This is a genomic window from Niameybacter massiliensis (genome assembly GCF_001282685.1).
Lineage (GTDB): Bacteria > Bacillota > Clostridia > Lachnospirales > Cellulosilyticaceae > Holtiella > Holtiella tumoricola.
Genome location: NZ_LN875033.1, coordinates 79,764 through 93,685, shown reverse-complemented (window position 1 = coordinate 93,685; position 13,922 = coordinate 79,764). Strand labels below are relative to the sequence as shown.

The following is a 13,922-nucleotide window of genomic DNA, read 5'->3' as shown; positions in this document are numbered from 1 at the left end:
AAAAGTATGATAAACTAGTTATAAACAGACAAATTTAGACAAGAGGGAGACTACTAATGAAAGCTAAAAATTTACTAATGAGTATTGTAGTTTGTGCATTTGCACTCACTATGCCTACTTTTGGTGAGCAACATATAGAGTACGTACAAAATAGTTACAATGAACTTGTAAAAGAAATCTCAATTAATTTGAGTACTGATAAAACAGTGCGTAACTTTAATAATACATATTACATATCAACAGACTTTATCAAAAATAACATATCAGGAGCAAGCTTAACTTGGAATAGTACGAGTAAAACCACTGAAGTAAATATCGAAGGGAAAATCTATAGTTTTAAAGCAGATGACCAAGAGCTGATTTCAAGTGGTATAAGCTATCCATTAAGTGCTCCTGTACTTGTAAAAGATAACAAAACATGGGTGCCTATGAAAGGGTTTATGGAAGCCATAGGTGGAGGCATTCAATATAATGCTTCAAATAAAACAATGAAGATACAAATGCCACTTACAGAGATTGAAAGGCTTAATAATCCTCCAGTAGCAGATTTTGGATTTGAAGCAGAGAGCTATATTGAGGGAGAAGACTTCAATGTTGTTGAAAAGAGTATGGACCCAGATGGACATTTAATAACAGATAAGTCTTGGAAAATACAAGGTGATTCTAAAGAATATAAAACTTTTGAAGAGTTAAAACCTAACTTAAAAGTAGGTACTAATATCATTAGCTTACGTGTAAAAGATAGTATAGGTAGATGGGGAGAATGGACAAGCAATGAGCTAAAAATTACTGCTAATCAAGCACCTATTGTTACTGAGCTAAAAACAGATAAAGAGTCTTATAGCCAAGGCGAGCCAATTCTCTTCAAAGATTATACTTATGAAAATGAAGAATGGGAAGAAATTGTAGAAGAAAAGTGGACCTATCAGTATATGGGACAAGAGGATAGCCAAATCCATGAAGATAAACCTTACAAACTTTTCTCAGAAGGCACTTATAAAGTAACTTTAGAAATTAAAGATAGCTTTGGGAAATGGAGTAAACCATATAGTATAGAGGTTAAAGTAACAGATAAAGTGATGCAGAGTGAATTGATGTATCGTTTTACAGAAGGTCGTATGGGCGATATACTAGAAAACTATAATAACTTTAATTTCCAAAACTTTGAGGCTATTATACCAACAAGAGCCACATATACAGGTGCAACACTTCTTATGAGTAATTCACCAGAATCTATTCCTACAAAAGGCATTCTATATGAAGATACTTTTGAAGGAGAAGGTCGTATTTTATATCATCATAAAAATGCATCAACAGATGGTAGTAAAAAACGCTTTGTTATTATAATGGAAAATATTAATGAGTTTCCTATAAAAGTTATTAATATGAATGAAAGTCATAAAGGGCCTTCTACAGATGTATTATATCTTGGGCAACAAGTAACACAAGATATACTTGGGCAAGGTCGTGAAAAACAATATACATTAGAACCAGGTGAGAAAAGATACCTTTATGATACAGGTAATAGAAGCTGGTACACAGGACAAACTATTTCAGGAATGTTAGATTTATATTCTCAAAGTCCTTTGAAGATTACAATTGCTATGGTTGGTGATAAAACAGAATTTCAACATATGGAAGGTTTAACTTACTTACCACATGATGGTGTACATACAAGAGGTACATTCCCCAATGCTGATCGTTACTATACAGTAGACATTGATAAGAGTAAGCCTTATAAGCTTATGCTAGGATTACCTTCAGGAGATATTGAACAACCTATTACAGGATATGATGCGCTTACAGGTAAGGATGCAGTAAATAAAGGTAACTATGGTGTTAAATACCATATTCAAATTACGACAGAAGAAAATACTGGTATTTTATTAAATCCAAGAGGAAATATATTTAAAGGAGCAGTCGGCTGGGTGAATGGACGTAGCTTTGCTGCACCAAGTGGTCACTTAAATGGTGGTAAAAATGCTGTAACTATAGGGACAGTTCAGCCAGATAAGAAAAAAGAGTTACTTTATATGCTTCCGAATGGTTCTTCAGCACCAGTATTGATTTGTTTTATTCCAGAAAGTATGTGGAATAATTATTAAAAATTAAATGATATAAATTAATCGTATAAAAATCCTCCAAGGTGTAAAAATAAAGGTGTATTTGAACCTAAATTACGCTAAGGAGGATTTTAAAATGCCAAAATTAAATTGTGGTGTAGAAAACTGTGCATATAATGCAGAAAGATGTTGTTGTTTAGGAAATATCAATGTGGATGGATCAAATAATACGGAGCATACAGAAGGTACTTGCTGTAATAGTTTTACAGAAGATAGTGGAGCTCATAACTGTAGTGGTGTACCAGCTGTAGATTCAGAAGTAGACTGCCAAGCTACAAACTGTACACATAATGATAATTGTAAATGTCATGCAGATAGTATTGAAGTAGTAGGAAATGGTGCATGTCGTTGTGGTGAAACAGAATGTAGTAGTTTTTGTAAAGAATAGGTAAGTATAAAGTAAGTGTAAAATCATATACTAACTATGCTTAGATGACATCTTAGGAGGAGACAGACTATGAAAAACTCAAAAAATTCAAGCTATAACAATGCATCAAATTGTGGGTCAAACTGTGGATCAAATTGCGGGAATGTAACTAATAAAGCATCAAATAATGTAACAAGTTCAACATATGATGAAGTTACAGATTGCGGTAATTGTGATCGTTGTGGTAAAAAATAGTTTAAGGTAGAATTAAATTTCTAATAAAGAGAGGCTGTTAATATAAACAGCCTCTCTTTATATTTATATAAGGTTGAATAAAACTTATTTCTTAAGATATTTGTAGAGAGAATATGTTGCATATAGATGTCGAACTGGTGTACGATAAATGGGGAGTTAAATCTTGTACAACAGCTTCTTCTTTTTTAGTACATAGTGTATGATAGAGAGAAGTAGAAGCAATACTTTTATTAGTTAATAAAATTAAGATAGAAGGGAATGAAAAGCATGGAACAAAATAAGCCCTTTAAAATAGAATCGGCATTTCAACCTATGGGTGACCAGCCACAAGCTATTGAAAAATTAGTAAAGAGCATTGAAAAGGGTAACCGATACCAAACACTTTTAGGTGTTACAGGTTCAGGAAAAACTTTTACAATGGCTAATATTATAGAAAAGGTTCAAAAACCTACTTTGATTATCGCACATAATAAAACACTAGCAGCTCAGCTCTATAGTGAGTTTAAGGAATTCTTCCCTAATAATGCAGTTGAGTACTTCGTATCTTATTATGATTATTACCAGCCAGAAGCTTATGTGCCATCTAGTGATACTTATATCGAAAAAGATTCGAGTGTTAATGAAGAAATAGATAAGCTTCGTCACTCGGCTACGGCAGCTTTATCAGAGCGTAATGATGTTATTATTGTAGCCAGTGTATCCTGTATATATGGGTTAGGTGACCCGATTGATTACGAAAATCAAGTTCTTTCGCTGCGTACAGGTACAGAAATGGATAGAGATGATGTCCTAAGAAAACTTGTGCAGATTCAGTACAATCGCAATGATATGGACTTTGCACGTTCCACCTTTAGAGTAAGAGGTGATACGGTGGAAATTATCCCAGCAGGTGCTTCTGAGAAAGCCGTTCGTGTAGAATTTTTTGGAGATGAAATTGATCGTATAGCAGAAATTGATCCTTTAACAGGTGCAGTACTAGGCTATAGAGATCATGTATCTATTTTCCCAGCATCTCATTATTCTATTAGTAGAGATAAGATGGAACTAGCTATTGAAGGCATAGAAGAAGAACTTAAAGAACGACTTGCTGAACTGAAAAATGAGGATAAATTATTAGAAATGCAACGCTTAAGTCAACGTACAAACTTTGATGTAGAGATGTTACGTGAAATGGGATATTGCTCTGGCGTAGAAAACTACTCTAGGCATTTATCAGGGAGAGAACAAGGGAGTACACCTTTTACACTTCTTGACTATTTCCCAGATGACTATCTTATTATGATAGATGAATCTCACATGACAGTCCCACAAATTCGTGGAATGTATAACGGTGACCAGGCACGTAAGAATGTTTTAGTAGACTATGGGTTTAGATTACCATCTGCATTAGATAATAGACCATTAAAATTTGATGAGTTTGAAGAAAAAGTAAATCAAATTATGTTTGTTTCAGCAACACCATCACAGTATGAATTAGAACATTCACTAAGTATTGCAGAACAGCTTATTCGTCCAACAGGACTACTTGATCCACCTATTGATGTACGCCCTGTAAAAGGACAAATTGATGATTTACTTGGTGAAATTAATAAACTGACTGCAAACGGGGAAAAAATATTAGTAACAACTCTTACAAAACGTATGTCAGAAGACTTAACAGACTACTTAAAAGAAATGGGCGTAAAAGTAAAATATCTTCACTCAGACATTGATACATTAGAACGTATAGAAATTGTACGTGATTTAAGGCTAGGTGTATTTGATGTATTAGTAGGGATCAACTTATTACGTGAAGGGTTGGATATACCAGAAGTTTCACTTGTAGCAATCTTAGATGCAGATAAAGAGGGCTTCTTACGTTCTGAGACTGCTCTTATTCAGACCATTGGACGTGCAGCAAGAAATGCAGAAGGCCATGTTATTATGTACGCTGATAAGGTAACAAGGTCTATGGAAAATGCTCTTTCGGAGACCAACAGAAGACGTCAAATCCAGATGGATTATAACGAAGCACATGGTATTGTACCTCAGACTATTAAGAAAGATATTCGTGACTTAATTGTAGCAACAAAAACAACGAAGAAAGAAGATGAATTCTTCAAAGAAAAAGATCCAGAATCTATGAATCCAGAAGAGCTTAAGAAAACAATGGATAAAGTAGAAAAGGAAATGAAAAAGGCTGCTCGTGACTTACAATTTGAACGTGCGGCAGAGCTTAGAGATACACTAATTAAGCTTAAACAGCTTTCTGTATCTAGATAAGTAATATTTTAAATTGACTAACATTACAAACGAACATATGTTTGATTTTGCCTTCTAGTATGCTATAATAACTCTAAAAAGATAGGCAAGAAGGGGATAAAATGAAAAATAAGATTATGATAAAAGGTGCGCGTGAGCACAATTTAAAGAATATTGATCTTGAACTTAACCGTGACCAGCTTATTGTTTTTACCGGCCTAAGTGGTTCAGGAAAATCTTCTTTGGCCTTTGATACGATTTATGCAGAAGGTCAAAGACGTTATGTAGAATCTTTATCGGCTTATGCAAGACAATTCTTAGGACAAATGGAAAAGCCAGAAGTAGATTATATCTCTGGACTTTCTCCAGCTATTTCTATTGACCAAAAGACAACAAGTAAGAATCCTCGTTCAACTGTAGGGACAGTAACAGAAATCTATGATTACCTTAGATTACTTTTTGCTCGTGTTGGTGTACCACATTGTCCTAACTGTGGCAAAGAAATTAAAAAGCAAACCATTGACCAAATGGTAGACCAACTGATGGAGTTACCAGAACGTACAAAAGTACAGTTACTTGCACCTGTAGTTAGAGGACGTAAAGGACGCCATGAGAAGGTTCTTGAAACAGCTGTGAAGCAAGGCTATATTCGTGCACGTATTGATGGTGAAGTTTATGACTTAACGGAAGCAGAGTTAGATTTAGATAAGAACAAAAAGCATTCTATTGATATTGTAGTTGACCGTCTTGTTATAAAGCCAGGTATTGAAAAACGCCTAACGGACTCTATTGAAACAGTTATGAAGCAATCAGGTGGACTTATGATTGCAGAAGTTAATGGTGAAGAAGAACTTAATTTTAGCCAAAGCTTCTCTTGTCCAGATTGCCAAATTAGTATTGATGAGATTGAACCACGTTTATTCTCTTTTAATAACCCATTTGGAGCATGTCCAACTTGTACAGGCCTTGGAGAAAAGCTAGAAGTAGACCCAGAACTGGTTATCCCAAATCCAGAGCTTAGTTTAAGACAAGGTGCGATTGCTGTTATAGGGTGGGGCTCTATTGCTAATCCAGATAGTTATGCTTATGCTCTTTTTGAAGCTTTAATGAAAAAATATAAATTTGATCTAGATACACCATTTAATCAGTTATCAGAGAAGGTTCAAAATATTATTCTATATGGAACAGGTGATGAAAAAGTTCAATTCACATTCCATGGAGAGTATGGAACAAGAAACTATGATTATGCTTTTGATGGTGTAGTGGGTAATACGAAGCGCCGTTATGAAGAAAGCTCTTCAGAAAGTATGCGTGATGAATACGAAAGTTTTATGACAAGTATTCCTTGTAAGACTTGTAAAGGTGCAAGACTTAAGCCAGAGGCACTTGCAGTAACAGTAGGTGATAAAAATATAAATGATGTAACTAACATGTCTATTGGAGATCTTAGAAACTTCTTCTTAGATGTAGAGCTTAGCAATAGACAAAAGGCTATCGGGGCTCAAGTATTAAAAGAGATTAATGCAAGACTTGGCTTCTTAGTGGATGTAGGGCTAGATTATCTTACACTCTCACGTTCTTCTGGGACCTTATCAGGTGGAGAGGCACAACGTATTCGTCTAGCAACTCAAATTGGTTCAGGGCTTGTAGGTGTACTTTATATTCTTGATGAACCAAGTATTGGACTTCATCAACGTGATAACGAAAGACTTATTCAAACATTAGTAAGACTTAGAGATTTAGGTAATACCCTTATTGTTGTAGAGCATGATGAAGATACTATGCATGCGGCTGACTGGATTGTAGATATTGGACCAGGAGCAGGAGAACATGGGGGAGAGATTATTGCAAGTGGTCCACTAGACACTATCTTAGCCTGTGAGGGTTCAGAAACGGGAGCATATTTAAGTGGACGTAAGCAAATAGAAATCCCAGAGCAAAGAAGAAAAGGTAACGGTAATAAAATTAAAGTTGTGGGTGCTAAAGAAAATAACCTTAAGAATTTAAGTGTTGAGATTCCTCTTGGTACATTAACTTGTATTACAGGTGTGTCCGGTTCAGGGAAAAGTACATTAATTAATGAGATTCTCTTAAAACGCCTTGCTCGTGACCTTAATCGTGCAAAGGTGAAACCAGGAGCTCATAGAGATATTAAAGGGTTAGAAAACTTAGATAAGGTTATTCATATTGATCAATCTCCAATTGGGCGTACACCACGTTCTAATCCAGCAACTTACGTTGGGGTATTTGATATGATTCGTGATGTATTTGCAGGTACACAAGAAGCTAAGATGAAAGGGTATCAAAAAGGCCGTTTCAGCTTTAACGTAAAAGGTGGACGTTGTGAAGCGTGTCGTGGAGATGGAATGCTTAAAATAGAAATGCATTTCTTACCAGATGTCTATGTGCCTTGTGAAGTATGTAAAGGAAAACGTTACAATAGAGAAACCCTAGAAGTTAAATACAAAGATAAAACCATTTCAGACGTACTTGCAATGACAGTAGAAGAAGCACTTAAATTCTTTGAGAACTTCCCAGCTATTAGCCGTAAGCTACAAACACTTTATGATGTAGGGCTTGGGTATGTAAGACTTGGACAATCTTCTACAACACTTTCAGGTGGGGAAGCACAACGTGTTAAACTAGCTACAGAACTTAGCAAACGTAGTACAGGCAAAACCATGTACATTTTAGATGAACCAACAACAGGATTACATTTTGCAGATGTGCATAAATTAGTAGGTATTTTAGATAGGCTTGTAGAAGGTGGAAACAGCGTAGTTGTTATTGAACATAACTTAGACGTTATTAAAACAGCAGATTACATTATCGACTTAGGACCAGAAGGTGGTAGCCGTGGTGGAGAAATCGTTGCAACAGGTACACCAGAGCAAGTAGCAAAAGTTGAGAAATCTTACACAGGCAAGTTCCTTAAAAAAATGTTATAAATGTATGATGTATTTCCTCTAATCATAAAAATAGGTGTTGTACTTAGTACAACACCTATTTTTATTTATCTATAAGAATATAATGTTAATTCACTATCTTCGTATTTAACAATCATACGTTCTGTAGCTGTAGAAATTATACCTGAGTATTCAGAACCACCATATTCTTTTTTGAAATCTTCAATGATATTAGTTATGAAGTTTTCAAGAACACGTTTTTCTAAACGAGTTGCATTGCTTGCAAAATCATTCCAGCTATCTTTTTTAGCTACTGGAAGGTCAGTGAAAATGTTGAAGATTACAACACCATCTACTAATTCAACTTCAGCATCAATAATTTTTACTTTTACGTCTGTCATGAGACCAGAATTGATAGCTGGAAGTTCTACTAAATCAAGAATATCTTCTTCCATGTGTTTTAATGAAGCATTACTAATCTCTGTATTGTAGTTAAATTTACCTTTTGTTGAATGAGTGAATGAACCAAGGGTTTCATCTTGGTAATCATCTTGAAGAGTACCTCTGATTTCAACAGAACCTAGATTCTTTTGAATATCTTCACAAATGTCTTCTAACATTGTATTAAGCTTAGTACTTGAGATACGGTTAAAGTCTGTTTTATCTACTTTACTGCTGTAAGATACAGTCAAGTCTAAAATTTCTTTTTTACTATCATAAGTAAGTTTGAAGTCCCAATCTACATTGTATTTATCATCATAATCATTTTCAATAGTAGCAACCATCTTTTTGATACCTGATGCTGATAAGTCTGGTTTTTTAGCTTCTTCTTCTTTTTTATCTTCTTCTTGTTTTTCATAGTATGCAACTTTTTTCTCAGCTGCTGCTAATTGGTTTTTAAGAGTAGCAATTTCTAAATTTTTATTTGCAAGCTCTTGGTCTGTTACAGATGTAGAAGGTGTTTTTGAAGAAATTTGAACAGTTTTATTTGAACTATCCCAACCTACATTGTTATTAGTCATTTGACCAGCATCACGAAGAGATACATAAACAGTACCATCGATCATGAATGGTTCATATTGAGGCGTTTGGAAACTACCATCGTATGTAACTTTAATATTGTTATAAACTGCTTTTACATTTTTTGTAAGGTTTGCTGCACTTGTAGAAAATGCACCTGTTCCAATAGCCATAGCACAACCTAATGCTAATGCTTTTTTCATTTTTTTGCTCATATAATAACCTCCTTTAAGTATACATAGTTTAAATACAAGCTGTTAAACATAAGTATACTCAATAGGAGGCAAAAATTCAATTTAACTCTGGAAAATTAATGAAATTGTAATAAAGTATTATTTGATGTCTAATTTTCCATTTTTAAACATGAAAGTATAGGTAGGTTGTTTTGCATCATCTTCTTTAATTATACCTTCAATAGGAATAGTAGTAGTACCTAGATTTGTTTGAATCTCAGATATAATAGAAGTAAGAAGTTTTTCAAGGTCAGCTTTAGAAATTTGTTTGAAGGCTTTAGCATCTTCTTTATCATATTCTATAGCAATAATAACACGGCCATTACTAAAGAGAATATCAAAATCCCAATCTACTTTAAATTGTTTATCGTAGTTTTTTTCAAGTTTATCTTCTAATTGTTCTAATACATAATTAATAGCAAGGGGATTATTAAGGTCTACTTTTGGAGCGCTTGCAAAAAGAGTGAGAGATTGGCTTGCAATAGCACCAATACATAAGGTTTTAAGGCAAAAGTTTTTAATAGACATATGAAGTCCTCCTAAAATTAAAGTCTATAAATAGTATTTAAAGTAATGAGAAGAATATTCTGGTAAAAATTAGTATATATAAACCATTAAAAGTAGTTTATACTTGAATAAGAGAAGAAAAAAGGAGTAACGCTATGTTTGATATAAAAGAAGAACTCAAAAAGTTACCAGGTTCACCAGGTGTTTATCTGATGAAGAATGAACTGGATCAAATAATTTATGTAGGCAAAGCTGTTAGTCTTAAAAATCGTGTAAAACAGTATTTTCAACAGTCAAAAAGTCATTCTATAAAAACTATTAGATTAGTAGAACAGATTAAGAGTTTTGAATATATTGTAACGACATCCGAGCTAGAAGCTTTGGTTTTAGAATGTAATTTAATTAAAAGATATAACCCTAAATATAATATAAGGTTGAAAGATGATAAACATTATCCTTATATAAGAGTAGATATTCATAATGCCTTTCCAAGGGTAACAGTAGTAAGGAAGATGAAAAAAGATGGTGCTAAATATTTTGGGCCTTATACAGATTCCAATGCTATGTGGGAAATGGTAGAGTTTATTAAGAAGACGTGGCCACTTCGTACGTGTACAAGGGTACTCCCTAGAGATATTAATAAGGAACGTGCTTGTTTGAATTATCATATTGGACAATGTAGTGGACCATGTATTGCTGAAATTAACGAAACAGACTATAAGGCAATTATAGAAGAAGTGGTATCTTTCTTAGGAGGGAAATATCAAGATATTATTAAACGTCTTGAAAAAAGTATGGAAGAAGCGTCTATGAACTTAGAGTTTGAAAAAGCAGCACTCTTAAGAGACCAACTTACTGCTATTAAAAAGATAGAACAAAAGCAAACTGCAAGTAATAGCAGTATGGAAGACCAAGATGTTATTGCTTTTGCAAGAAGTGAAAAAGATACATTAATGCAGATTTACTTTGTACGACAAGGTAAGCTCATTGGTCGAGAGCACTTCTTAATCAATGACACACAAGGAGAGGACATAGAGCAAATCTTTAGTGATTTCATTGTACAATTTTATTCAGAGGCAACATTTATTCCAAAGCAAATTCTAGTAGAGAAAATGCCAGAGGATCAACAAGTTGTTGAAGAATATTTAACCATGCATAAGGGAAGTAAAGTCAGTTTAATTCTCCCACAAAAAGGGACAAAGCATAATCTATTAGAACTAGCAAGTAAGAATGCCTATATTACTTTAAGTCAATTTGGCGATGAGATTAGGCGTCAAGAAGCAAGAACCCAAGGGGCATTGAGTGAAATACAAGAAGCTCTTGGATTTAATATACAGCTTAATCGTATAGAAGCGTATGATATTTCTAATACACAAGGGATTGAATCTGTAGGTGGTATGGTTGTCTTTGAAAAAGGTAAGCCTAAACGTAGTGACTATCGTAAATTTAAGATTAAAAGTATACAAGGCCCTAATGATTATGGAAGTATGGAAGAGGTACTAGATAGAAGAATTGCAAGGCTTGTCCAAAAAGGCGAAGAAGATAGTTTTACCAAAATGCCAGATCTAATTTTAATGGATGGTGGAAAAGGGCAAGTCGGTGTAGCAGAGAAAATATTGGATAAATATAAACTCAATATTCCAGTATGTGGTATGGTTAAGGATGATAAACATAGGACAAGAGGGTTATTGTACCAAAATGAAGAGATATTATTAAAACCCACTACAGAAGGCTTCAAGCTTATTACCCGTATCCAAGATGAGGTACACCGATTTGCTATTGAGTACCATAAGAAACTTAGAAGTAAAGCACAAGTTCAATCTGTCCTAGATGATATTAAGGGGGTAGGTAAGGAACGTAAAAAATACTTGATGAATCACTTTAAAAGTGTGGAGCTTTTAAGACAGGCATCTGTAGAAGAGATAGAATCGGTACCAGGGATTACAAAAGATGTAGCAATGAATATTTATACTTTTTTCCATAAAAGATAGATGATATAATGTAATATAGTGTAAAAAAACAGAAAAAAGGAGTAAAGGCATGTATTCTGTAAAAGTAAGTAAATTGATTGAACATTTTAAGCTAGAGCCTTTAACACCAAATATTGAGTATGAAAATAGACAAATAAAGGACTCAGATGTTAATAGACCAGCTCTTCAGTTAGCAGGGTTCTTTGACTATTTCGATCCAACAAGATTACAAATCATTGGTAAAGTAGAACATACCTACATGGAACAAATGCCAGAAGATGAGAGGAAAAAGTGTGTAGAACGTCTTATGAGCTATACAGAAATTCCTTGTATTGTATTTTGTAGAGAAGAAATAGAGCCATTCCCAGAAATGGTTGAGTATGCTGAAAAAAGTGGCATCCCATTATTTAAGACCAATATGTCTACAACTAGCTTCTTAGCAGAAGTGAATAGATGGCTACACGTAGAGTTAGCACCTCGTATTTCTATGCATGGTGTACTTGTAGATATCTATGGAGAAGGTGTACTGATTACAGGAGAAAGTGGTATTGGTAAGAGTGAAACAGCCCTAGAACTTGTAAGAAGGGGACATCGTCTAGTAGCAGATGACGCTGTAGAAATTAAACGTGTTTCAGGAACCACTTTACTTGGTTCAGCACCAGAGGTTATTCGCCACTTTATAGAAGTACGTGGTATTGGCATCGTAGATGTTAAACAAATTTTTGGTGTAGGTTCAGTTAAAGAAATGAAAAATATTGACCTTATTGTTAAATTAGAAAATTGGGATCAGAAGAAGCAATATGATCGATTAGGTTTAACAAATGAGTATATCGATATATTAGGAATTAATGTAGTAAGTCACTCAATTCCAATTAGACCAGGTAGAAATTTAGCTATTATTTGTGAAACTGCAGCAATTAACTTTAGACAAAAGAAAATGGGATATAATGCAGCAGAAGCACTTAATGAACGTGTTATGAATAACTTACAAAATAATTTTAATAATTAAAGCTTGATGGAGGATTAGGGATGTATTATATTGGTGTAGATTTAGGTGGGACAACAATTAAAGTAGGATTAGTAAATGATGAATATCAAATTATTGATAAAATTGTTATTCCTACAGGAAGAGAACGTTCATCAGAGGCAGTACTTAAAGACATGGCAGATGTATGTAGACAGATTATGAATAAACATGGTCTTACAGAATCTGATGTACACTCAATTGGTATTGGAAGCCCAGGAATTGCTTCTCCAGTTGAAGGGATTATTCACTATGCAAGTAACTTAAACTTCAATGAGGTAAATGTAAGAGAAGAAATTCAAAAGTATATTAACCTTAATGTGTATGTAGAAAACGATGCAAACTGTGCAGCTTTAGCAGAAGCTATTTGTGGTGCAGCTAAAGGTGAGAAAGATGTAGTTGTTGTAACATTAGGTACAGGTGTTGGTGGTGGGATCATCATCGGCGGTAAAGTATATAGTGGTGCTTTTTGCGGTGGTGGTGAAATTGGTCACCATGTTCTTGAGTTAAATGGTCGTCCATGTGGCTGTGGTCGTAAAGGATGTTGGGAACAATATGCTTCTGCAACAGCACTTATCAATGATGCAAAGGTAGCGGCAACAGCTAATCCAGGTTCTCTTCTTGCAACTATGGTAGAAGGAAACTTAGAGGGCATGACAGCTAAAATTGTATTTGATGCAGCACAAGCAGGTGATGTGGTAGCAAATGAAGTACTTGATCAATACTTCAAATATGTAGCATATGGTGTAGCTAACCTTGCTTATATGTTACAACCAGGTGTAGTTGTACTTGGTGGTGGTATGAGTGCACAAGGTGAGAACTTAACAGTACCTGTTACAAAATATGCACAGGCGCAGATGTGTCCAGGGCTTGAACTTAGAAATCCAGTTAGAGCAGCTATTTTAGGTAATGATGCAGGTATTATTGGAGCAGCCTTAGTAGGTACAACTCTTCAATAGTATATTTCTAGATAAAATATGTTTCAAAGGAATATTGGGAGAGATTTTGAAACATACTACGGGCATTACCTTAATAGGAGGGACATATGCTAAGGCACGAAATCGTAAGGCAAATAGAAGAGGCAAGACAAGAGCTGAATGATATGTTGGGGACTTACGAAGATGGGCAAGATGATGAAGATATTATTCATTTAAGTCAGAGTTTAGATGAGCTTATTGTACAGTATATGCAGCTCACTAAATAGACAGATTTTTTACAGATGTTAGTCATGAGATAAATCGGGACTGTTATGACATAGGTTGTAACAGTCCCTAAA

General features: G+C 34.4%; 11 protein-coding genes. 9 read left to right on the top strand and 2 right to left on the bottom strand.

Translation table 11 applies throughout. The annotated features are described in order from the left end of the window. Positions 1-56: 56 nt before the first annotated feature. The 5 genes from BN2390_RS02160 to uvrA all read left to right on the top strand — a co-directional run bounded on the left by BN2390_RS02160 (position 57) and on the right by uvrA (position 7,934). Positions 57-2,105 carry a copper amine oxidase N-terminal domain-containing protein gene (locus BN2390_RS02160; RefSeq protein WP_053982708.1) on the top strand — a complete coding sequence of 683 codons (2,049 nt, stop codon included), beginning with the start codon at positions 57-59 and terminating at the stop codon, positions 2,103-2,105. A gap of 94 nt (positions 2,106-2,199) precedes the next feature. After that, a complete protein-coding gene (locus BN2390_RS02155; protein ID WP_053982707.1) occupies positions 2,200-2,511 on the top strand; it encodes a DUF1540 domain-containing protein in 312 nt (103 codons plus the stop codon). A 69-nt stretch (positions 2,512-2,580) separates the two neighbouring features. Then, positions 2,581-2,745, top strand: coding sequence for a hypothetical protein (locus BN2390_RS21550; RefSeq protein ID WP_154668754.1), 165 nt, complete (start codon positions 2,581-2,583; stop codon positions 2,743-2,745). 267 nt (positions 2,746-3,012) lie between these two features. Next, entirely contained in the window at positions 3,013-5,007 is a 1,995-nt protein-coding gene (gene uvrB, locus BN2390_RS02150; RefSeq protein WP_053982706.1) for an excinuclease ABC subunit UvrB, read from the top strand. Positions 5,008-5,108: 101 nt separating this feature from the next. Continuing rightward, positions 5,109-7,934, top strand: coding sequence for an excinuclease ABC subunit UvrA (gene uvrA, locus BN2390_RS02145; protein ID WP_053982705.1), 2,826 nt, complete (start codon positions 5,109-5,111; stop codon positions 7,932-7,934). Positions 7,935-7,999: 65 nt separating this feature from the next. Here uvrA and BN2390_RS02140 read toward each other — a convergent pair whose 3' ends face one another. Then, on the bottom strand, positions 8,000-9,127 hold the full coding sequence (locus BN2390_RS02140; RefSeq protein ID WP_053982704.1) for a stalk domain-containing protein: 1,128 nt from the start codon (positions 9,125-9,127) through the stop codon (positions 8,000-8,002). Positions 9,128-9,244: 117 nt separating this feature from the next. Further along, on the bottom strand, positions 9,245-9,673 hold the full coding sequence (locus BN2390_RS02135) for a hypothetical protein (RefSeq protein WP_053982703.1): 429 nt from the start codon (positions 9,671-9,673) through the stop codon (positions 9,245-9,247). Between the two features lie 134 nt (positions 9,674-9,807). Between BN2390_RS02135 and uvrC the strand changes: the two genes are divergently transcribed. From uvrC to BN2390_RS21320, 4 genes are all read left to right on the top strand, one after another. Next, positions 9,808-11,643 carry an excinuclease ABC subunit UvrC gene (gene uvrC / locus BN2390_RS02130; protein WP_053982702.1) on the top strand — a complete coding sequence of 612 codons (1,836 nt, stop codon included), beginning with the start codon at positions 9,808-9,810 and terminating at the stop codon, positions 11,641-11,643. A gap of 49 nt (positions 11,644-11,692) precedes the next feature. Next, the gene (gene hprK, locus BN2390_RS02125) at positions 11,693-12,631 is read left to right on the top strand and encodes an HPr(Ser) kinase/phosphatase (RefSeq protein ID WP_053982701.1); all 939 of its coding nucleotides are present in this window, start codon (positions 11,693-11,695) and stop codon (positions 12,629-12,631) included. A gap of 20 nt (positions 12,632-12,651) precedes the next feature. Further along, the gene (locus BN2390_RS02120; RefSeq protein ID WP_053982700.1) at positions 12,652-13,605 is read left to right on the top strand and encodes an ROK family protein; all 954 of its coding nucleotides are present in this window, start codon (positions 12,652-12,654) and stop codon (positions 13,603-13,605) included. A gap of 86 nt (positions 13,606-13,691) precedes the next feature. Beyond that, complete coding sequence (locus BN2390_RS21320) at positions 13,692-13,850, top strand: aspartyl-phosphate phosphatase Spo0E family protein (protein ID WP_082238540.1); 159 nt, start codon at positions 13,692-13,694, stop codon at positions 13,848-13,850. Positions 13,851-13,922: the final 72 nt, after the last annotated feature.